Origin of the sequence: Paenibacillus bouchesdurhonensis, assembly GCF_900155685.1 — a bacterium.
GTDB classification, from domain to species: Bacteria; Bacillota; Bacilli; order Paenibacillales; family Paenibacillaceae; genus Fontibacillus; species Fontibacillus bouchesdurhonensis.
On the sequence record NZ_LT732548.1, the window covers coordinates 4,368,858 to 4,392,110 of the forward strand.

The following is a 23,253-nucleotide window of genomic DNA, read 5'->3' on the forward strand; positions in this document are numbered from 1 at the left end:
ATCTTCCTTTCCAATCAGATTTTATGTATTTATTTCTACACAATAATACAATATTCTACATCCTTCTTAAATGTGTCGAAGCTCCCAATTGTTGGGCGAAACCACTCAATAAACCAAGGAAAATGAAGGGAAACGAGACTAACAGACCAATCCCCATCCTTCTATTGGCCTATAACACTCCTTTTCTCTATTGTCCCCTGCTATCGCTCGCTTCCCACTCATTGCTCTACGAAATATGCCTGATTCTCAAGCCCCTTTCATCTGTGCTCCAGCAGCTTCACACTTAATCGGGTAAAAAGGGCCTTTAGCCGATCCTGCATAGCTTTCATCCCCCTTCCTGTCCAGAAGATCACTGTTTACTTACAACTCCTCCAAAGCCTCTTCATACCTATGCAACACCAGTTCCAACTCTTCAAAACGAACAAATCGAGACTCTCGATAGACTTCCTTCCCTTGACAAAAGAGCAGCAGCGTCGGCGCAGACAACGCCAAATACTCCGCTGCGGTGTTCGGGGCATCCTCCATGAATACATAAATCCCCTTTACCTTCTTATGGAAACCCAGTAAGCCCTCTGCCTTCGCTTGAATCGATTCGCATACGCCGCATTGGCTCGTTTTGATCAACAGCAGCACCAAAGCATGCTCCTGAATCACCTGATTAATTTCGCTTAGTTGATATAATCTCTGCATGTTAAACTCGCCTCTCTTTTTATTAAATGGAAGTCACCGCAGCTTCCCCCTCCGCAAGCGGTAAGTACCTCCGAAATGAAGCTGGCCCGTACTCTCATCTTCAAATTAGCAGCTATCTTCCTATAATCTGCTGTATTCTATCTTTCATTTTACGATAATTCTCTGTTGATTTCTTCTGTATCAAATTAAGAATATGTCTGAATAATGTCCTCGTTACAAAGAGGCAAAAACAAGCAGAATTCGACAGGTGGATTTCCTGTAATTAATTTCTATTGGTTCATAGTTTTGAGATACGGAGATGGAATTTATGTACCTAGATCATACCAATTTCACTATCCTACCCATACGGCTGTTTTTTTAACACTAAAAATCCATTTAAAAAGCTGATCTAACGCTCAGGGGTTATTTTAAACACCTTAAATACAGTTAAAATGTTAGTTCTATGCTGCTGCAGGAAATTCACAGTTACAGCGGCCAGACCGAACAAACCGCCCGGACTACCGGACGGTTTGTTTACTTTACAATATATTTTATTGCCTATTCCCTATATTCCCTGCAGATCTACGCCAGAGATCCAGAACTCAAACTGCATATCCTGGTCTGCAGGGATACGATACTCCTCATGTACCGGCGCACCCCAGCTATCGTCACCGCCGACGCCCATCTGCTTGCCCGCCACGGTAATTACCGTATGGTTAACAGGCGGCAGCTCGTAGTGATGCCGGGTATTCTCTAGTTCGAACGCCGTATAAGGGGTTATCCCGCATTCCACTGGCTCGCCCAGTGCAGCCGAAATCGCGATGCCTACTCCCTGATCGTTCTGAACACGAACCCGTCTTACCCCGGTGCGGTTTCCGGATTCCTGCGGAATCAAATACGGAGATACGTTTTCTTTCGCCGTATTCTTAAAGGTGCCGAGCCTTGCCCCGTGACAACGGTCAATGTAGTTCTCCTCCGGCCCCATTGCGAGCCACTCCAGCTTATCGTACTCGGCTGGTACCTTGAAGCTGAACGCATGAATCGGAAGATCCGGCAGTCCGGCTGCCCCTTGGTACAGAGAGCGCACTCGGATTCTACCATCCGGGTAAACCGAGTACCGAATAGTGGACTTCACTTTCGTGCTGATGCTTAGTTCATAGGTAAAAATAATACTTACGCCGCTTTCTTCGCCAGCAATACGCTCCGCTGCTTCCGTTCTATGATCCTCTACCTCCACGGCTACGCATTTAGGTGCCAAGCTGGCCGCATACCAGCCCGCTGCATAGAAGCCCATATTCGTCCCGCGGTCATTATCCGTAAGCGCCCTCCAGAATAATGGCTGCGGAGGATGGTTAATCATCTCGCGGCCGGAATATTTCAAAGAAATCATACTGCCTACCGGTTTCGAGAACAGTACGGAGAAATCTTTGCCGTGAACACCGATGTTCACATCACCTTGAACGAGCTCAAGGCTTGGGTATGTTCCATTATGGGTTGCGCCAGCCCCCTCGCGCTTTACAGCATTCGCAGAGGTTGCCGCATTTTCGACATTCGGAGCATTCACTGCGTTTCCAGCGCCTATAGCCTTCCCTGCCTCAGCCTCTACAATAAATACATGCTGTCCAAATGCGACTTCATGTCCTGCGTTTGCCCATAACGTATTCTCTCTGAGCTTCAGGGAAGCATTGATGTAATACTCGCCTGGAAGCAAGCCATCCAGGTCAAGCTCCAATGGAACAGTCTGCTTGCTGAGCGGAGCAACATCCGCCTTTACAATACGACGGCTAATTGCGCGCCCCTCATAATTTAAACTCACCTCAAGCTCATATTCCGAGGTATTCGTGAATAAATTTTCGTTGATGATCGTGAGTTCTCGCTGACTTGGCTTAAGCTTCACATTCTGATACAAGAATTTCACTTCCTGCACCTTAGGCGATAGCTTGCGATCAGCGAATATAATGCCGTTGCAGCAGAAATTATAATCCGTCGGCCGATCGCCGAAGTCACCGCCATAGGCAAGATAGTCATTGCCAAAGCGATCCTTCGCCATCAGCCCTTGATCGATGTAGTCCCAAATAAAGCCGCCCTGGTACATCGGGTACTTCTGCTCCAGCTCTGTATACTTGTGCATTCCGCCCACAGAGTTCCCCATGGCATGCATGTATTCGCAAGTGACATAAGGTTTCTCAGGGTCGTTCTTCAAATACTCCTCGACATCGATCACTTTCGCATACATCCGGCTCTCCATGTCGCTCGTATCATTAAAACGGCGGTCATGGAAAACTCCCTCGTAATGCACAAGCCGTCCCGGATCGGATTTGCGGAAATACTGCGACACCTCGTAGATCACCTCGCCGCCGTATGCCTCATTCCCGCAAGACCAAATCAGGATGGAAGGATGGTTCTTGTCCCTTTCGAACATGGAAATAGCCCGATCCATGACGATGTCCTTCCACTCCGGACGATCGCCCGGCACAACCCAGGATGGTTCCACGGCCCCCATCTTCTGCCAAGATCCATGACTTTCCAAGTTCATTTCATCGATCACATAAACCCCATATTCATCGCACAGCTCATACCACAACGTCTGGTTCGGATAATGCGAAGTGCGAACAGCGTTCATATTGTTCTGCTTGAGCATCTGAATATCGAACAGCATATCCTCTTTCGTGATCGCACGGCCCGTATAGCAATTGAACTCATGGCGGTTGACGCCTTTGAACACAATCCGCTTGCCGTTCAAATGCATCACCTTATCGATCATTTCAAACTTACGAAAGCCGACCTTCTGGGGAACGACCTCAACAAGCTCGCCCTGGGCATCGAATATGGAAATATAAAGGGTGTAAAGTTGAGGGTTCTCTGCACTCCACAAGCGCGCCTTCGGCACATCGATCTGCAAGGACAGCGACTTATCATCGGCTCCGTTTGCTCCAGCCCCGGCTGCACCCCGGGCTTCCGTCCCGTCTCCGCTTCCGGATTCCACGCCTGAACCAAACCTTCTTCCGACCTTATTCAACTCCAAACGAGTCCGTCCCGCAATCTTTCCATCCGAATCCATCAGCTCAGCCTCAACATAGCCCCCGCGGCTGTCAACCTCGCTGTGAACCTTCAATTCCACTTGCAGTTGACCATCACAGTAAGCAGCGTCTAAATCAGTACGAACAAACATATCCCATAAGTGCAGCTTAGGCACAGTATATAAATACACATCCCGGAAGATCCCGGAAAAACGCCAAAAGTCCTGATCCTCAAGCCAGCTGCCCGTACTCCGCTGATACACCTCAACCGCCAGCTTGTTGACGCCATCCTGAATATAAGGGGTCAGATCGAACTCGGCAGGCGTGAAGCTATCCTCGCTATATCCGACAAACTGTCCATTGAGCCAGACATAGAACGCGGTCTCAACGCCCTGGAAGGATATGCATACAGGCCGCTGCCGGAATGAAGCGGGAAGCTCGAATTCCTTCACATAGCTGCCCACCGGATTCTGCTTCTGAGGAATCGCTGGCGGGCGCAAATCCTCATGCCCGTCCCACGGGTACATCGTGTTTACATAATGCGTTTGTCCAAAGCCTTGCAGTTGGATATGCCCGGGCACCTGGATATTCTCCCACCCGCTAGAGTTGTGCTCCAGCTTATAGAAATCGACAGGGCGGCTCTCCGGATGAACAGAATAAGCAAACTTCCAGTTCCCGTTCAACGAATGCCGCATATCCATGACCCGATCTTCTGCGGCCGCTTTCCTCGTCCTGTAATACCTATGATCGGAATGCGCCGGCAGCCGATTCACCGCAAATACACTTACATCGCTTAGCCAATCCAAGCTTGGCGTCCTCAGTACTGTCAACTCTATCGCTCCTATCTAATCATGTTGTTCTAAATCGTTGCCTTATCCATTAAGTTATCTATGAATTTACTTCACCGAACCCATCATTCCGGCCACGAAATGCTTCTGCATCAAGAAGAAGACAAGCGCCGTCGGCAGCGTGGCAATAACAATCGCTAGCATAATAAGGCCATAATCCGGGGAGTATCCTGATCCCAGATTCGAAATCAAGAGCGGAATCGTCTTCTGCCCCGGCGATTGAAGTACAATCAGCGGCCACAAATAGTTATTCCAGCTCGACATGAACGTAATGATTCCGGCGGCGGCATAAGTCGTCTTCATCGTAGGCATGAATATTTTGAAAAATATGCCGAGCTCGCTCAGCCCGTCAATCCGCCCAGCTTCCACCATATCCTTAGGAAACATCTTTGAGTTCTGCCGGAAAAAGAAAATCAAGAATGCCGTCGTGATCGTCGGCAGCATGACCGAGGCCATCGTATCAATCCCGATCGCCGGAGCGGTGCTCGAAATGTCGGCGAACATCCGGTACAGCGGAATCATAAGCGCTGCAAATGGAATCATCATCGACAGGAGCAGGATGTTGAACACGATATCCTTCAGCTTGCTGCGAAAAATCTCAAAGCCGTACCCCGCCAAAGAGGCAATAACAATCGCTAGAATGGTCGTTAACACTGATATTTTCGCGGAGTTCCAAAGAGACGTCCACAGATCTGTAGATTCAGCCAATTTCCTGAAATTCTCGAACAGATGGCTGCCAGGCAGCAGTCTTCCTCTCGTCACATCCACCGATTTGTTCGTGGCGCTAACGACCATCCATAAGAAGGGGAAGATCGAAATAAATGCCGCACCGCCGAGAAATACATAGGTGAATACTCGCTTTAGCTTCCTCATTTTTTATCACCTGCCACTTTAAATTGAAGGATAGACAGCAGAACGATAATGATCACGATGGAATACGATACAGTCGCTGCATATCCAAAATCCGCCGTATATTTGAAGGACAGGTTATATATATATTGCGAAATCGAGAGCGTTGCATTGCCCGGCCCGCCCTTCGTAATGTTCATGACCTCATCAAAGAGCTGGAGCGTACCGATTGTGGATGTAATCGACGTGAATAGAATGATCGGCTTCAGCATCGGGATCGTAATTTTCGTAAATTGCTTGAACGACGATGCCCCATCAATCCGCGCTGCCTCATAGATCGAACTGTCGATATTCTGAAGCGCGGATAAATAAAAAATCATGTTATAGCCGGTCCACCGCCATGTAATCGCGATGATAATCGTAATTTTGGCCCAGAACGGGTGGGTAATCCACTGAATCGGCTCGCCTATGATCGACAGGCTCAGCAGCAGCGAATTGACCAATCCATCCGCCGCAAATAAATATTTGAACACGACGGAGTAAGCAACAAGCGAAGTGACACACGGCAAGAAGATCGCCGTCCGGAAGAAGCCCCGGAATTTCAGCTTGCTGTCATTAAGCAGCACAGATATGAACAATGCGAGAATAATCATGATTGGAACCTGAACAATCAGGTAAATAAACGTATTCGTTAATGCAGTCAGAAATGTTTTGTCGGATAACAGCCGTATATAGTTGTCCCAACCTGTAAAGGTGAGGTTGCTTCCCGTACCGGTCTTGAAAGACAGGATGAGCGCTTGAGCCATCGGATAAAAATAGAACGTCGCAATCATCACCACGGCAATCAGGATAAAGCTCCACCCGGTCAAATTACTTTTAGTACGGATGCTTAGCCCTGCTTTGTCCGCCTTCATTGTTAGTAAGAGCCCCTTTCTGTCCGGAAAATAAACCCTTGGACGCATCTTACATACTGATGCAGCAGCGCCCAAGGGTCTGGATACTTTTTGAACCCACACTTTTATAAAAAGTGGTTTCCTCGCTCTATCTAACCTGCGCTTCAGCCTGGGCCTGAGCATCCTTTAAGGCCTGATCGATATCCTTGCCATTCAGATAGCTCTGCATTTCAACGACCATGATGTCCTCGATCGCATAGGTGAAAATACCATAGTTTACCCTTGGAATTTCAGCAGTCCATACGGCAAAATTATTGACGATCTGCTCTCCTCCAAAGAATTCATCCGGCTGCAAATATGCCTCGCCGCCTGCCGCTGCCTTCAGCGTACCGATTGCGCCGATATCCGTTAGCAGCTTTTGATACATATCCACATCGGAACCAAAGGTCTCCGCCAAGAAATCAGCGGCTGTCTCTGATCCGGGAATGTTCATGACATACCAGGAGCTTCCTCCCAGGTTCGTCGCATGTACAGAGTTCGGAGTTTGCGGCAGCTTCGGCACAGGCAGAATCGCCCATTGACCGGATTGGGAAGCTTCCGCTTTGACTGACGGCGTAATCCAGTTTCCTGTCGGAACGGTTACGACATCTCCATTGTTAATGTTGGCAATGAATTGACTCCAGTCCGCATTAAGCTTAACAATGTTCGCTTCCATCATTTCTTTGTATAATTCAAACGCTTCCTTCAAAGCCGCATTGTTCGCCAGATCCGGTGTCTTGCCATCCTCGCTCATATACCAGGAGCCTGCCGACTGGATAATCATGCGGATAAGACCCAAATCATTCGGATCAAGCGTGATCATATGCTTGCCGGTCTTCTCTTTGACGACTTTTCCGATCTCGATATACTGCTTCCAGTCGATATTCAGCAAATCGTCCATGGTGTAGCCCGCTTGCTCGATATAATCTTTGCGGACGTACATTCCCGTTACGCCAGAGTCGAACGGAACACCATACTGCTTGCCGTCCAGGCTGGTCGGTCCGATTTTATAATCCGCGAAATCCTCTGCCTTGATCTTGCCGCTCAGATCAACGAAGGAATCAGGATAAGACTGCAGGAAGCTCTGGGCACGATAGTCCTCAATCAGCACGATATTAGGCAATCCCTTCGTCGTACCCGAGTTTAGGCCGGTATTCAGCTTCTGAATGATGTCAGCCTGGGCAAATTCAACAATGTTGATCTTCGCATCCGGATTTTTCTTGCTGTATGCTTCCTTGGCGATGTTCAACGCGGCAATGTTAAACGCCGGATCCCATGCCCAAATCGTGATTTCCTCCGCCTTGCTGTTGGAATTGCTATTGCCCCCGTTACCGCTAGACGCCGCTGGCTCCTTGTCAGCTCCACCGGATGAACATCCTGCTAGCAGCACTACACAGGTCAGGAATAAAGCTAGTACCTTCTTCATCGTTTCAGCCCCTTTTGAAAAGTTATTTATTCTATCCCCTGAAAAGTGAAACGTTTTCGGAAAACGCTTTCCTCGGGTCTGAATTTATCGTAGCACCGGGCAAGAAAGCAGCGTTAGCAATTCCTTTATAGAGATTTGTGATTTTATTGTTCAATTGAATGCGCTTACTTAAAAAAGATGTCTTTTCTTTGGATTTTGGTACTTTTATTAGATTTCACTTCTTCTCATTCAGAGGGAGCGTGATTCGTATCCGTGTTCCCTCCCCAATCCTGCTTGTGATCGTCACCCCATATTCATCTCCGTAGAGCAGCCGGATGCGGTCATTGACATTCGCTACTCCGATTCCCGAGAACAGCTTGCGCGAGCCCTTGGCCTTTATTTGCTCATGAGCTTCACGTTTCCCTTTCATTCCTTGAGCGCGCTCACCCCGTGGAGTCTGGATGGTTTGCTGCGGCAGATTCTTCGCCTCTGTCCCATATTCAAGCTCAAAGGCGGCCATATCTATGCCATCGCCGTTATCGACGATTTCGCAGAGCAATTTCTGCCCTTCCTTCGCGATCAGCACGTGGATTACCCCTTCGCCTTTGACATTGAACGCATGGAAAAAGGCATTCTCGATGAAGGGCTGAATCATCAGCTTTGGCACTTGATAATCTGCACAATCTGGGGCCACGAAATAGTTGACCCGGATTCGTTCACCATATCGAACATGGTTAATGAACACATAATCCTTGAGGCTCTTTAGTTCTTGCTCTACCGTAATCGTTTCGCTAACGTTGCTGATTGTATTTTGCAGCAGAGAAATCAGCGCATGAATCGTCTCCACCGCACGCTCCTTATTGCCTTGCTGGACAAGAAATTTAACCGAGGTCAGCGTGTTGTACAGAAAATGGGGATTAATCTGCTGCTGCAATGCAGCCAATTCCGCCTTCCGCTGCCCCTTCTGCGTCTCTACAAGTTTGCCGACATATTCGTGGATTTCATCCAGCATATAGTTATAAGCGCGGCCAAGCTCCCGGATTTCATATCCGCCCGAAACCTGGACATAGTTATGGAAATTCCGCCGCGTCACCTTCGACATCTGACGAGCCAGCAAGGTCAGCGAACGCGTCATCTTACGGGAAATAAGAAATACGACAATCAGAGCTACCATTACGATGGCTAGACAAATCAACACAACGCTTCTCGTATTCACCATTTGCCCCAGCACCATCTGCTGGTCGATCATATTGATCAGATAGAAATCGTAAGAAGGCAAGTACTGCGCCAGCATGAGCTGATCCCTGCCCATGACGTTGACCTTCTTCACGTCCAGTTCCTTTTCTTGAATTTCCTGAGCAAAGAATAACAGCTCATGGTTTTTCTGCCCGGTCAAATTCGCGAGATTACTCGTCATGACCGTCCCGTTATTGTCTAGGATGATGACATCATTGCCTTCGCTCGTAAAGCTGCTGTAGAAAGGTTTGAAATCATTCTCGTCAATGACAATATAGAGCATGCCGTACTCTTGCCCCGTAATTCTCTCCATCAGCACTTTGGTCGCCACAATGAACTGCCTGCCGCTGGAGTCGCGGTACAATTGATACATCAGCTTGCCAGGATGAGCCCTTGCTCTTGGGGTAATATGGCTGAGCTCCAGCTCTAGTGCCGACGGCTTGGTCAGGTTGACGTTGCCTGAATAGCTTCGCCCGTTCTTCCCGATGATCGCAACCCCGACGGAATACGCGTCTACCATGGACTGAACCCGTTTCATCTGCTGGGTCATATTGTAATAGGAGTTCATCACCCGGATAGATTCCTGCGCCTCCTCCTCCGTGAGGAAGGTCTTCAGCGTACCGCTCTGCTGCGCTTGATTGGCGGCCAGCACAATGGAATAATGAAATGATTCAAAATTGTTCTGAATTTGGTGGATCACTTTGGAATTCGTAATGCTGAACGTCTCAAGGAATAGCTGCTCCGACATGCGCAGATTCGTCCACACGACAGACACTGTGATCGTCACGATGCAGATGACCATAACCGCAAACAGTTTAATAAATAGACCATGGAATTTTAGCCGCTCAAATCGTGCTCTCATCGCAGTTCCTTCTCCACTCGCTCATTATATTGCCGCCTATATTGGGTCGGGGAGAGACCTGTGCTCTTCTTGAACACTTTGCAAAAATAACTGTGATCCCCATATCCGACCCTGCTGCTAATTTCCGAAATCGGAATGTCGCCGTTGCGCAGCAAGTCTGCAGCCTTATCGATCCGTACCCGGTTCAAATGCTCTTTGAAGCCTTCATGATGGTGCGACGCAAAGAAGCTGGATAAGTATGAGGGATTGAAATGGAAATGCCGCGCCATCTCCGTCAGGCTAATCGGCTCTGCATAATGCTCATCTATATAATCAAGCAGCAGCTTCATGCTCGGATTTCCCCCTTGCTGCGAATGCTGAGCTGCTTGCACACAGTCTTCCACCTGTTGACGAAATTCCTCCAGCAATGCCTCAATATCACTAACATGCCGCGCCTCGTCAATCGCTTTGAAATACGCATATTTGGCTTCGTCCAGCTCTGCAACATTCAAATTCAAGCTGCCGAGCATATGTATAGCATTAAATAAAATATTTCCAATCAACGACTTAAACTCAAATACGGCCGCCTTATAGGCGTTGGTGTGCTGCTTGATAAATCGTGCCAGCTCTTGGAACGCCTCCTCCAATTGCAGCCTGCGGATCTGCTCCATGAACGATTGGAGCGGGAACTCCTTAGCCTCCTCGGCCCGCGGCAGTTCACTAGGCATGAGGAGGGCATCCTGCGGCAAAAAAAATCGATACTGCAGCAGCCTCAGCCAACTGTTATGGTACATCTCACCAAGCTGATCCAGCGGATGGAAGGAATCGCTAAGCGCCCACTTAATTACACCTTCCTCCGTCATTGAGGCAGGATGCAGCACCTTGAGCTTCAGCGGCAGCATCTCCCGCCCCTCTTCATCCACATTCAGCACATATACGGACAAATCAGGATGGCCAGCAATCGGGGCGGATGGCAGCTCGGCCGCAACCATTTTTGGAAACAGCGCTTTCAATTCGTCCAGGATAAAGTTGCCTCTAGCGCTGCCCAGCACATAAAAATAAGGATGCGGAAACCACTCAGCCACCGCGGCGCGTTCCACCTTCAATTCATACCGCGCTAAGAGCTTATCCAGCATTTGGTGCATAGAGACCGTATGATCTTCCAAAGACCGGCCTGGCTTGGGTGTCGGCAGCTTCGCAGCTGTCTTCCGCAGCACCTCAAGCAGCATGCCCGTCTCCAAATGCGGCTTAAGAATATAATCGGATACCCCGCTCTGAAAGGTAGAGCGTACATAATCGAATTCACTGAAGCTGCTCAGCACAATAACTTCAATGTCCGGCCAATTCAGCTTAATAAGCCGAGTCAGTTCCTCGCCGTCCATCACCGGCATCACGATATCGGTGAGCACAATATGGGGATGCAGCTTCTCGATCAGCTCAAGCGCTTCCTTGCCGTTGGAGGCTTCGCCGACAATTTGGAAGCCGTCCTGCTCCCAGTTCAAAATATGCTTAATTCCCTGCCGCACCAGTATTTCGTCGTCAACGACGAGTATTCTGTACAATTCACCATTTCCCATTGATGTTCTCTCCTTCAAGCAACGTCCACCGATGTGTTTTTTCGTACCTCATATGAAGACTGCCTTCTGCCAGCTAATATTTACGGCTGCTGACCTCCCGTTCGGCTGTGACTTCCGTAAATACGCTCTCGGGGGTAACGATCCGCTTGGGCAAGGTTCGCCCTTCCATAATTTCATTCACCGCCTGCATGAGATTCGGCCCCAGAAGCGGGTTGCATTCAACAACGCAATTGATCTTGCCCTCGATCATTTGCTCCAGCGCTTTGCGCGTGCCATCGACAGATACGATGACGATATCTTTACCGGGCTGCAAGCCGTATTCCTCGATCGCCTCGATGGCTCCCAGGGCCATATCATCATTATGCGAAAACAAAATGTCAATCTCGCTTCCTAGCCTCCGCAGCAGAAGCCTCATCGTTTCCTTCCCTTGTTCATGCGTAAAATCGGCGTATTCACTCCCAAGTACGACATAATTTCCGGTATCCTTAATTGTATCATGGAACCCCTTGCCCCGGTCGATCGAAGGTGTTGAGCCAGCCGTTCCTTTCAGCTCCACGATCCCTACTGGCCCGGTAGAACCGGCCATCTTATCCAGGACGTACTTCCCCGCCTTCCGACCCTCCTCGTAAAAATCCGATCCGATAAATGTTACGTACTGCGAGGTGTCGGCGATGTCTACAGCCCGATCCACAATAATCACCGGAATGCCCGCCTGCTGTACTTCATTCAATATATCATCCCAGCCCGACTGAATGACAGGAGCAATCGCGATCACATCGACCTCCTGCTCCATATAGCGGCGAATCGCTTCAAACTGCTTGCTCTGCGATTGCTCGGCATTGTCGAAAATCAGCGTGATCCCCGCTTCCTTGGCTGCCTCCTTGACGGATTGACTGTTCGCGTTGCGCCAGTCGCTTTCCGATCCAAGCTGCGAGAAGCCAAGCACGATCGGGCGGGCGGGCTTGACGGCGTCTTCTACGCCATCAGACGGTGCCCCTCCGCCAGCCCCCCTGCCTTCATCTAATCGGCCGCTATCCTCTGACCGAACAGCTGTACCGGGATCATACCGAGTTTCATGATTTGAAGAGCCAAGCGTACCGTTGCCAGAACGTGCCTGATCACAGCTAAGCAGCAACATGATGAGGCAGAGCGCCAAGAACAACCACAGCCTGCTCCATTTACGATGACTCGAACCTATGCGTTCCTTTCTCTTCACCTGGGTCACCTCGCATCTCTTTATTTTGCAAGTCTATCATTTTTTTCGCCCATTTCCAGGCAAAGAAAGGATATCCAAGGTCATTGACATACCTTGAATACCCTTCCTGATTAAGTCCGAACTACGGAGTTCGCTCTGCCAGCCGCCGCTCTCCGAGCAGCTTTTGCAATAAAATGAACAGCAGCAAAAGTACGCCGATGACGATTCTCGTCCACCATGAGCTCAGCGTGCCTTCGAAGCTGATAATCGTCTGAATAACGCCTTGGATCATGACGCCGAAGAAGGTGCCGACGACAAGGCCAACGCCGCCGGTGAGCAGCGTGCCGCCTATAACAACGGCCGCGATGACATCGAGCTCCAGGCCGTTGGCATGCAGGCCATACCCGGACAGCATATAAAAGGTGAAGACGACCCCGGCCAGCGAAGAGCATAGGCCGCTGAAGCCGTAGACCATCATTTTGGTCTTGGCGACCGGCAGGCCCATCAGCAAAGCCGATTGTTCATTGCCTCCGATCGCATACGTATTGCGGCCAAACCTCGTATAGTGAGCAATATAGCTACCTAACAGAACGACCGCCAAAGCAATAAGTACGCTGATCGAAATGAAGGTGTTCCCCGCGAGCTTGATTTTCGTCTGAGCCATCGACGTATAAAATGCGTTATCGATTGTAATTGTGTTGATGCTGATGACATAGCAAAGCCCCCTGGCCAGAAACATCCCCGCTAACGTGGCGATAAAAGGCTGTATATGAAAATAATGAATCATCGATCCCATCGCGGTTCCGAACAATACGCCGATCGTTAGCACGAGTGGAATGACGATATAAGGCGGCCATCCCTGCTGAAGCAGACTTGCGGAGATCATCGTCGTCAGGGCAATCATCGATCCGACCGACAAGTCGATTCCCCCGGAAACGATAACAAAGGTCATGCCTACGGCGGCAATCAACAAAAATGCATTATCGATGAGCAGGTTCATCAGAACCTGCATAGAGAAAAAACCGGTATACCGGAAAGAGCCCGCAATAAACAACAGCATGAACAACCCGATCGTTACAAACAAAGGAATGTACTCTCGCTTAAACATGCGGCTTCACCTCCCGATTCGCCCGATAATTGGCTTTGTTGCTTCCTCCGCCTCTTCGCAGCAGCCCCCGGAATTGATCCGATTGAATCAAGCAGACCGCAAGCACGACAATCGCCTTCACAACGAGTGTAATTTCCGGCGGAACACCAACCATATATATCGTAGTTGTCAGTGTCTGAATAATCAGCGCGCCAATCAGCGTCCCCGTTAAATGAAAGCGTCCGCCGCTAAGCGAAGTTCCGCCGATGACGACAGCCAGAATCGCGTCCAGCTCATACCATAATCCGGCATTGTTCCCGTCCGCGCTGGACACATTGGAGCTTAAAATCAAACCGGCAATTCCCGCGCAGAGACCACAGAACATGTAGACCGCCAGCATCACCGTCTTTGCACGAATTCCGGCCAGCCGGCTCGCCGTCGGTTTGCAGCCGACCGATTCGATGAACAGCCCGAGCGCGGTCTTCCGCGTCAGCAGAGAGGCCACCGCATACATGATGGCAACGATAAAGATGGAGAACGGCAAAGTGAACAAAGAGCCTGCCCCGATATATTGGTATTTCGGACTAAGCACGGTGATGATCTGTCCATTCGTGATCAATTGAGCAATTCCCCGGCCGGCAACCATCAATATTAAGGTGGCGATGATCGGCTGAATGCCGATGCCCGCTACGAGGAAGCCATTCCATAGCCCTAGCAGCGCCGATAATACCAACGCGGTGACGATGGCAATCAGAACTGCAGCGAGCGTGTTCTGATCCGCACTTCGACTGATACTGAGACAAGCCATAGCTCCGGTAATCGCAACGACCGAGCCGACGGACAAATCGATACCACTCGTAGCAATCACCAAGGTCATCCCGATCGAAACCAAAATCAACGGCGATCCGAAATTGAGGATATCGATAAGGCTTCCATATAGATGACCATCCCTCATTTTGATCGAGAAGAAATCTGGCGAATAAATGAGATTGAATAACAGCAGCCCGGCCAGCACGCATAGCGGCCAGAACAAACGGTGCTTGATCATCTCTGCTCCCCCCCTGCGATTGCTTTCATAACTTGCTGCTGATTGGTGTCCCCGCCTTGTACTTCCTTCACTTTTCGGCGATCCCTCATAATGGCGATACGATCGCTCACCCGCAGCACTTCCTCCAACTCGGAGGATATGAACAGTACTGACATCCCGCGCTGCGCCAGGGACAAAACGAGCTTCTGGATTTCCGCCTTGGCACCGATATCGATGCCTCTTGTCGGCTCATCCAGAATCAGCAGATCCGGCTCGGTCAGCAGCCAACGAGCCAGCAGCACCTTCTGCTGATTGCCGCCGCTCAAATGGCGGATGAGCTGCTCCGGTGCTGGCGGATTGATATTTAACAAGCGAATGTATTCATCCGCGATTTCATCCTGACGTTTGCGGGAAATCGTGCGGAACCAGCCCTTTGTTGCTTGAAGAGCGAGGATGATATTTTCCCTGACCGTCAGATCGTCAATGATGCCTTCCGCCTTTCGGTTCTCCGAGCAAAAGGCGATCCTCAGATCAATCGCCTGCCTGGGATGAGGCATAATTCCGTTAAAATGCTTTAGGCGAACGCGGCCCTCATCGGCGCGATCGGCTCCAAACAGCAGCCTCGCCAGCTCCGTGCGCCCTGAGCCTAGCAATCCGGCGATTCCGACGATTTCCCCTTGATGAATGCGTAAATCGAACGGTTCAATGGAACCCTTTTTGCCTAGTCCTGCTGCCTCCAGCATAAGCTGAACCTTACCTTCCCTCTCGCTGTCCAACTGCTTTGGCAGCTGTTCGAGCAGCCCCAGCTCTTTGCCGATCATTTTAGATACCAATTCAATACGGGGCAGATCCTCCGCCATATATTCCCCTACAAATTCTCCGTTACGGAGAATGGTTATTCGCTCTGAAATTTCATATACCTGATCCAGAAAATGCGTCACAAACAGGATCGCCAAGCCTTCGCTCTTCAACTTTCGCATAATGGAGAACAACTGCTTGACCTCACTCTGATCCAAGCTGGATGTCGGCTCATCGAGAATGAGCACTTTGGCGGAAATGCTCAATGCGCGAGCAATCGCCACGAGCTGCTGTACCGCTACCGAGTATGACTGAAGCGTCCGCGTGACATCGATTTGCAAATGCAGCCTATCGCGAAGCAAGCGCTCTGCATTCCGGTTCATTTCCTTGGAGCGGATTCGCCCATAGCTCCGCGGCTCGTTACCGATATAAATATTCTCGGCAACGGATAAATTCGGACATAAATTCACTTCCTGGTACACCGTGCTGATTCCAGCCTGCTGCGCCTCCTGCGGACTATGAACCGCAATTTTCCGTCCATCCAACTCAACGCTTCCCGCGTCGATCGAATATACGCCAGTCAACACTTTAATCAGCGTTGACTTCCCTGCGCCATTCTCTCCCATGAGCGCGTGTACTTCTCCCGGAAACAATCTGAAGCTTACGTCAGACAGTGCCTTGACGCCCGGGAACTGCTTATGAATGCCGCTCATTTGCAAAATCGGTCGGTTCTCTATCATCTGCACACTCCACTCCCTTCCCGAATAATTAGCAGCTCCGAGCGGAGCCACAATGCATGCCTGCGTTCTGGGCTCCCTTCGGAGCTGCCTTCTCTCAATATCTTCTCTCAATGATCACTAGTCAGCATACAGCCATCACTAGTACTGGCGGTTCGGCAGCTCTCGTTTAGCGTCCTCCGAGGTGAACACGCCTTCCACAGTAACGATTCGTTTGGCAACATCCCTGCCATTAACGACATCACGCACAGCGTCCATCAATTGCGGCCCAAGCAGTGGATTGCACTCGACGATAAAGTTGATTTTGCCTTCGCTTGCCGCGACAAAACCGTCTTTGACACCGTCCACGGTAATGATGATAATGTCCTCGCCCGGCTTCAGACCCGCGGCTTCAATCGCTTGAATTGCGCCAAGTCCCATATCATCGTTGTGCGCGTAGAGCACGTCGATCTTCTTATGCGCCTTCAGAAATGCCTGCATGACTTCCTTGCCTTTGGCCCGCGTGAAGTCGCCGGTCTGCGAAGCGATGATCTTAAGCTTCGGGTCGAAGGCGATCTCCTCGGCAAACCCCTTCTGCCGGTCAATGGCCGGTGCAGACCCTGTCGTACCCTGCAGCTCTACGATAGTGATTTCTTCCTCGTTATCCTTGTATTGCTCAACCAGCCACTTGCCGGCACGGCGGCCTTCCTCAACGAAATCCGAGCCGATAAACGTTTCATACAAGGACGTATCTTTGGAATCTACCGCACGATCCGTCAGGATGACTGGAATTCCTGCATCCTTCGCTTCCTTTAGCACAGTATCCCAGCCGGATTCCACGACTGGAGAGAAGGCGATGACATCGACCTTCTGCTGAATGAAATTGCGAATCGCTTTAATCTGGTTCTCCTGCTTCTGCTGCGCATCGGAAAACTTAAGCTCGATCCCTGCTTCCTTCGCCGAATCCTGAATCGATTTCGTGTTGGCAGTCCTCCAGCCGCTCTCCGCTCCCACCTGTGAGAAACCGAGCGTAATTTTCTGATCGCTGGACTGATCCTTGTCCGCCGCTGACTCGGAGCCTGTGTTGCTTGCGACAGGCTGCTGTGCATTTCCGCCTGCATCCCCACCTGGATTACCGGCAGTGCTTCCGCTGCCGCAAGCTGCGGACATGAGCAGCATGAGCGTCGCGGCTAGAATAATTCCCGATTTCCTGAATACCTTCATTCTTGTATCCTCCCCTTTTATGAGTCACCAATTGGATGGCGTGACCCGATTATAGAACGCTTTCAAATAGCGGGGATACAGAGTTTTATCGCTGCTTCATGCGTTTTTTTTCGGTTTTACTGGCGTTCATCCGCTTTTCATTTGTTTTTTTGTGCCGATGCTTCAATTTTTTATTATTGATTGCGTTTTCATGGGGGATCATTCATAATCTATTTACATTATTTCTATAGAAAGGTCAGACTTTCGATGAAGCTAATCCAGTCTTTTTCCTCAAGCTTGCGGGCAAAGTTATTAGCCATGTTCGTATTTCTGACCGTCATCCCGTTAATCGGGATCGGACTTGTCTCTTATCAGAAATCGTATAATACGGTGTACGAGAACAGCAAAGCGAGCGCTGTGCTGGTGGCTGAGCAGCTCGCTCAGGATTTGGAGATTCTATTTACAGATACCGGTAAGCTGCTGGAGCTAAGCAAGCATCCACGGGCGCTTCATTTTCTATTCTCGCAGAACGATACGTATGAGGATGCCAAAGAAGTGCTTAGAATCATGGATTCCTACAGACAGACCTATAAATATGAAAGCGTTCTCAACATTTCAATGATTAATTTATACGGGCGAGGAATCAGCGAGCGGAAAGGCGTATTTCAGCTAGATAAAAATCCGCTGCGCAACCCCCACTTTACATATTTGATTCATAATCCAGATGCCGTACTATATATTCCTCCCCTCGACGCCGACCCGCTGGACAGACTGGACGGGTTCTCCGATTCTGATGTTATATCGATTATGGCCGCTGTGAAGCAGCGAATTACGCACGAAGTGATCGGCTTTATCGTGATCGATTTAGACGCTGCCGCCGTTAATCAATTTTGCGACACTGTCATTATCGGGGACACCGGTTTTTTCTATGTGATTGACAGCGGCGGCAGAGCGATCTTCACCCCTTCGGGCCTGAACATGGACAGTCAGCTCCCGGCGCAGCACGACTTAGCGAGCCTCGCAGCAGGCTCCATGACGAGCTATGTAGACTCGACGAGAGGCAGTCCCAAATTTATTTTCACCTCCGTTTCTAATGCAACCGGCTGGAGAATTATCGGGCAAGTTCCGCTGCAGGAAATTGTGTCGGAAGCCAATTCTATACGGCAGTTGATCATTATTAGCGTTGTATTAAGCATCGTCTTTGCCGTATCGCTCCATTTTTTCATCTCATCCAGACTCACGCGGCCACTCCAATTGTTAAAAAATAAAATGCGGCTGGCGGCTTCCGGTTTCCTCGAATCGAAGGTCAGTCCTACGGGAAATGATGAAATCGCCGACCTTGGCCAGAGCTTTAACATTATGCTAAGCAAAATAAAAACGCTGCTGGAGCAGAACATTCAGGAGCAAGAGGAAATAAAGAAGGCCGAGCTTCGAGCGCTGCAAGCCCAAATTAATCCCCACTTTCTGTATAATACGCTGGATTCCATTCTTTGGATGGCTGAGGCAGGGAAAACCGACAAGGTGATTCGCCTCGTCGAATCCCTTTCCCGCTTGTTTCGAATCAGTTTAAGTAAAGGCAGGGACTGGATCAGTATGGAGAAGGAAATCGAGCATGTGCACAGCTATTTAATTATTCAGCAAATGCGCTACCGCGATATTCTCGATTATGAGATTGAGGTAGAGCCGCAAATTCGCTCTCACCCGACTTTGAAAATGCTGCTGCAGCCGATTGTTGAAAATGCGCTCTACCATGGAATCAAAAACAAGCGGGGCATGGGCTTCATCCGCATTATCGCCCGTACGAGCCACGATGCCGACGACACGGAGCTCATGGAATTGATCGTTCAGGATAACGGCTGCGGGATGCCTGAGCGCAAGCTTGAGCAGCTCCGCATCAATTTAGCGAATCAGCGGCTTCCCGTGGAAACCGGGGAAGAAGTATCCGGCGGCTTTGGCCTGCATAACGTGCAGCAGCGCATCCGCCTGTATTACGGACAGCAGTACGGTGTTCAAGTAGACAGCAGCGAGGGCATCGGCACCACTGTAACGATGCGAATTCCGATGAGAGGACGTGATTAACCGATGAAAAAGGTACTGTTAGTCGATGATGAAATTCTGATTAGGGAGACGATTCGGGACTGCATCCATTGGGAAAATGAAGGCTTCATTTATTGCGGCGATGCTTCGGACGGCGAGGTCGCGCTGCCGATGATCGAGGAGCTGCACCCGGATATTTTGATCACCGATATTAAAATGCCTTTCATGAACGGCCTTGAGCTGTGCACAATCGTCCGTCAGCGCATGCCAGACATAAAAATTATTATTTTAAGCGGACACGGGGAATTTGAATACGCCAGGAGCGCGCTCAGCATCGGGATCGAAGAATATTGCCTGAAGCCGATCAGCTCGGTAGATTTAATCCAACTGCTTCGCAGCGTTAGCCGGAAGATCGATAAAGAACGCAGCGAAAAAGCTCAAATCGATCATCTGCGGCAAAGTGAGAACGAGAACAAAGCTATTTCCCGGGAAAAGTTGCTCGGCGATTTATGCAGCGGCTTCCTAACGACCACGGAGGCGCTTCATTCCGCTGCCCTGCTAGCGGTTCCTTTAATCTCCCGCTATTACGCGGTCGTCGTCATGGATCTTCGTTATACGGAAGAGAGGGAGGTGTCATCCGAAAATTTGATGGCGGCGGCCAAGCCCCCATTGGAGCAGGCCATTACGCTGAATGCGGAGGATCGGACGCTTCTGAAGCAGGCCAATGCCTATGATGATGGAACCGTCCTCGCCTTTCAGCAAAGCCGGACGAAGACAGGCTGGATTGTAAAAGGCGATACAATCGACGCATTGCAGGAGCGGATCAAGCCGTTTCGCAAGCTTCAGGACAGCATGGCAGAACAGGACGGCAGCAGCTGCGCGATATCGATCGGCATCGGCTCTATCCAAGATCGGCTGCAGGGCGTTCATGTGTCTTTTCTAGAGGCCGAGGAGGATATGCATTGGCGGCGGCTGTCCCGGCAGAACCGACGCAATTTATGGGAAGCGACTCGCAGCAAGCTGTATAAGAACATTTTCCTGGATCGGCAAGCATTTATCAGTTTTCTAAAAGTCGGGTCGCCCTCAGAGACCCCCTCCTTCATTAAGAAGTTCGCAGCGGTATTGCAGCCTGTTGACTGGGATGCCTCCTTGATCGGGTACTACATTCTGAACGACATTACGTTAGAGGTGATTCGCACGGCGGAAGAGCTGTACCGCCAACCCGAGGCTCCGGACAGCTTCCTTCAACCATTTCAAAGCCATATTGAATCGATCAAAACATGGGAGGACGCCTGCGTTTATTTGACCCGACTGGTGGAGCAGTTCTGGCTTTGGCGCTCCCGCTCCTCCGATCGCTACGCACACCTGCTCGTTCAAGTGAAGGAGTACATCCAGGCCAACTTCGATAAAGACCATATTTCCCTACAGGACGCGGCGGATTTCGTCAGTGTCAGCCCTAGTCACCTTAGTAAAATATTCAGCCAGGAGACGGGACAGACGTTCATCGACTTCCTGACGCAAACCCGGATTCACAAGGCGATGGAGCTGCTGCATTCCACTCAGGCTAAAACCTATGAAATTGCCTTTCAGGTAGGATATAGCGATCCTCATTATTTCTCCAACCTGTTTAAACGAGTGACCGGAATGACGACAACGGAATTCCGCAAGAAGGGAACGGTGCCGGCAGCGTTCTGCCGGGCGGAAGGAGAGCCGGATGAGAGCAGTAAAACGGTATCTTCATAGTATATTTGTCGTGATGATTATGCTATCCGGATGCTTTATGCTGGCGAGCTGTCTGACTTCTCCTTCTTCTGCTACAGTATCTAAACAGCAGACCGCTATAGCCACATCGACGCAGGATCTCAAAGCAGCGCCGCCCTTAACTTTCGGCATCATTTATCCGGTAGCGCATTTATTCTATGAGGAGATTACACGCTTAGCGGAAGAGGCGGCTGCGGTTCATTCCATCCGTCTCATCGTAAAAGCGCCGGAAAGCCTCAACGCCGAGCAGCAAATTCATATGATGGAGACGCTGATTCAACAAAAGGTCGATGCCATCGCCATCGCTCCAATCGATGCGGCTGCCCTTGTTCCAGTCATAAACAAAGCGGTTCAAGCGGGTATTCCAGTCATTTGCTTCGAATCCGACTCGCCGGGAAGCAAACGACTTGCTTTTATCGGCACGGATAATAGAAAAGCAGGCGCTGAGATGGGCCGAGTGCTTAAGCTGCTTCACAAAAACAAAGGCATGCTGCTCGTCCAGTCCGGGATGCAAAGCATGAAAATGAATCAGGAGCGTCTGGAAGGCCTGCTTCAATATTTAGAGGAGAATACGAATATTCAAGTGCTCGAAGTCCGCTTTCATGAAGGGAGCAGCGACAAAGCATTATCCGATATGGAAGAGCTTATCGACGCCCACCCTCATTTCGATTCCTTAGTATCGATCGACTTGATCTCTAGTTCAACATCCGTGCTCGTATGGAAGGCGATGGGGTTAAACCGCTTCGCGCTCTCCTTCAACATGACACCGGAAATGAAGGAGGCGATCCGCAACGGGCAGATTACCGCCGTCATCTCGCATCACGAGCAGAACTGGGGGTTCCTACTGATCGAGAATCTGCTGCAAGCCGCCCGGGGCGAGCCCCTCCCTTCCTTCATCGATACCGGAATCGAGGTAGTATCTGATGATGGGGTACCCAATTAAACAATTTATGTAATATAATCATTAGTAGATAGTTTTTTTTGGAAAAAAGAGCAGAACGTAAATAGGGGCGTAATTATGAAAAGTGATGAGAGAATAGCGATTATTGGCGGAACCGGCAAGGTAGGACGTTATATCGCTGCTGCCGCTCTGCGGCAAGGTTATCAGGTGCGCATGCTCGTAAGAAATCCCGCCAAGCTAGTTGGCCAGGATGATAGAATCGAAATAATGGAGGGACAGGCAGACAATATTAATGATCTTAGGCGGCTGCTTCAGGATTGCCACATTGTCATCAACACTTTTGGCCAACCGGCCGGAGATCCGCCGCTGTATAGTCTTGTGACAAGCCTTGTGATGGAAGTTATGAATGAGTCGGAAATCAGCAGGTATATCGGAGTCACTGGAGGCTCCTTAACTTTAGAAGGTGACCAGAAGCGATTACGGAATAAAATCGGGGCATGGCTGTTCAAGGTTCTTTTCCCCGCCATGATCAAAGATAAACAGAAAGAGGCTGCCATTCTTGAGCAATATTGCAATATCGAATGGACACTGATTCGGCTGCCATTCGTTGTAGAGGGCGAGGAAAGAGGCGGAATCAAGGAAAATCTCACGGATATGCCCGGTACCAAAATTTCGTCTCAAGACATTGCAAGCTTTATAATCGGTGAGGTGAAGGGCAGAAAATACATTCATAAGGCTCCTTTTATAGCTGCATAAGCCGACTATTAAATTGAATGTGGTGCAAGTACGTGTATTAAGCTGTATCGTATACTAAGATGGGTAATATTAAGCTGTTGCGCACTAAATGGATTTGATGTAACTAATTATGCCTGAACGAATGTTTCAGGGGCCTAGATGGATTTCATGCACCTAAAATCAAGAATCCAGACCATACTGGCAATTTCCCATCTTCCAATGACATGAAATCCATTTAAATCTACTTCCCCTTCCTTACCGCAGAAACTAACCACCATAAATCCGGTTATGTAGTCTCTATGAATCAAAAGATCCCCGCCTCTGAAGGACTGATCCCTGTCACACGTTATGGGTCAGTCCTGATTTTGAGGCGGGGGTTTTTTTGATGCTGGTCGCATTTTTAGGTCAATGAATCC

At 49.7% G+C, this 23,253-nt stretch carries 16 protein-coding genes; 4 read left to right on the forward strand and 12 right to left on the reverse strand.

The window, feature by feature from the left end:
- Positions 1-360 precede the first annotated feature (360 nt).
- The 12 genes from CZ379_RS24010 to CZ379_RS24065 form a co-directional block, all read right to left on the reverse strand.
- Complete coding sequence (locus CZ379_RS24010) at positions 361-690, reverse strand: thioredoxin family protein (protein WP_110933922.1); 330 nt, start codon at positions 688-690, stop codon at positions 361-363.
- Between the two features lie 544 nt (positions 691-1,234).
- Positions 1,235-4,519, reverse strand: coding sequence for a beta-galactosidase, LacZ type (locus CZ379_RS24015; RefSeq protein WP_407668697.1), 3,285 nt, complete (start codon positions 4,517-4,519; stop codon positions 1,235-1,237).
- Positions 4,520-4,585: 66 nt separating this feature from the next.
- Entirely contained in the window at positions 4,586-5,410 is an 825-nt protein-coding gene (locus tag CZ379_RS24020; protein ID WP_110933923.1) for a carbohydrate ABC transporter permease, read from the reverse strand.
- Positions 5,407-6,300, reverse strand: a complete 894-nt coding sequence (locus tag CZ379_RS24025) for a carbohydrate ABC transporter permease (protein ID WP_110933924.1) — start codon at positions 6,298-6,300, stop codon at positions 5,407-5,409. The genes CZ379_RS24020 and CZ379_RS24025 overlap by 4 nt, the downstream gene beginning before the upstream one ends.
- A gap of 127 nt (positions 6,301-6,427) precedes the next feature.
- Positions 6,428-7,744, reverse strand: a complete 1,317-nt coding sequence (locus CZ379_RS24030) for an ABC transporter substrate-binding protein (protein ID WP_110933925.1) — start codon at positions 7,742-7,744, stop codon at positions 6,428-6,430.
- A gap of 214 nt (positions 7,745-7,958) precedes the next feature.
- Positions 7,959-9,821 (reverse strand): sensor histidine kinase, encoded by a 1,863-nt coding sequence (locus CZ379_RS24035; RefSeq protein ID WP_110933926.1) that lies wholly within the window; start codon positions 9,819-9,821, stop codon positions 7,959-7,961.
- A complete protein-coding gene (locus CZ379_RS24040; RefSeq protein WP_110933927.1) occupies positions 9,818-11,377 on the reverse strand; it encodes a response regulator transcription factor in 1,560 nt (519 codons plus the stop codon). The genes CZ379_RS24035 and CZ379_RS24040 overlap by 4 nt, the downstream gene beginning before the upstream one ends.
- A 73-nt stretch (positions 11,378-11,450) precedes the next feature.
- Complete coding sequence (locus CZ379_RS24045) at positions 11,451-12,593, reverse strand: ABC transporter substrate-binding protein (RefSeq protein ID WP_234405004.1); 1,143 nt, start codon at positions 12,591-12,593, stop codon at positions 11,451-11,453.
- A gap of 121 nt (positions 12,594-12,714) precedes the next feature.
- Positions 12,715-13,680, reverse strand: coding sequence for a galactofuranose ABC transporter, permease protein YjfF (gene yjfF / locus CZ379_RS24050; RefSeq protein ID WP_110933928.1), 966 nt, complete (start codon positions 13,678-13,680; stop codon positions 12,715-12,717).
- Positions 13,673-14,707: an ABC transporter permease gene (locus CZ379_RS24055; RefSeq protein ID WP_110933929.1), complete on the reverse strand. Its 1,035-nt coding sequence runs from the start codon at positions 14,705-14,707 to the stop codon at positions 13,673-13,675. Before CZ379_RS24055 ends, yjfF begins: the two co-directional genes overlap by 8 nt.
- On the reverse strand, positions 14,704-16,224 hold the full coding sequence (locus CZ379_RS24060; RefSeq protein WP_110933930.1) for a sugar ABC transporter ATP-binding protein: 1,521 nt from the start codon (positions 16,222-16,224) through the stop codon (positions 14,704-14,706). The genes CZ379_RS24055 and CZ379_RS24060 overlap by 4 nt, the downstream gene beginning before the upstream one ends.
- A gap of 138 nt (positions 16,225-16,362) precedes the next feature.
- Entirely contained in the window at positions 16,363-17,424 is a 1,062-nt protein-coding gene (locus CZ379_RS24065; protein ID WP_110933931.1) for an ABC transporter substrate-binding protein, read from the reverse strand.
- A gap of 246 nt (positions 17,425-17,670) precedes the next feature.
- On the opposite strand from CZ379_RS24065, the gene CZ379_RS24070 reads away from it, so the two are divergent.
- From CZ379_RS24070 to CZ379_RS24085, 4 genes are all read left to right on the forward strand, one after another.
- Positions 17,671-19,482: a sensor histidine kinase gene (locus CZ379_RS24070; RefSeq protein ID WP_110933932.1), complete on the forward strand. Its 1,812-nt coding sequence runs from the start codon at positions 17,671-17,673 to the stop codon at positions 19,480-19,482.
- 3 nt (positions 19,483-19,485) lie between these two features.
- Positions 19,486-21,183, forward strand: a complete 1,698-nt coding sequence (locus CZ379_RS24075; protein ID WP_110933933.1) for a response regulator — start codon at positions 19,486-19,488, stop codon at positions 21,181-21,183.
- Positions 21,155-22,144, forward strand: a complete 990-nt coding sequence (locus tag CZ379_RS24080) for a sugar ABC transporter substrate-binding protein (protein ID WP_110933934.1) — start codon at positions 21,155-21,157, stop codon at positions 22,142-22,144. The genes CZ379_RS24075 and CZ379_RS24080 overlap by 29 nt, the downstream gene beginning before the upstream one ends.
- A 75-nt stretch (positions 22,145-22,219) precedes the next feature.
- Entirely contained in the window at positions 22,220-22,858 is a 639-nt protein-coding gene (locus tag CZ379_RS24085) for an NAD(P)-dependent oxidoreductase (protein ID WP_110933935.1), read from the forward strand.
- The last annotated feature ends 395 nt before the right edge of the window (positions 22,859-23,253 follow it).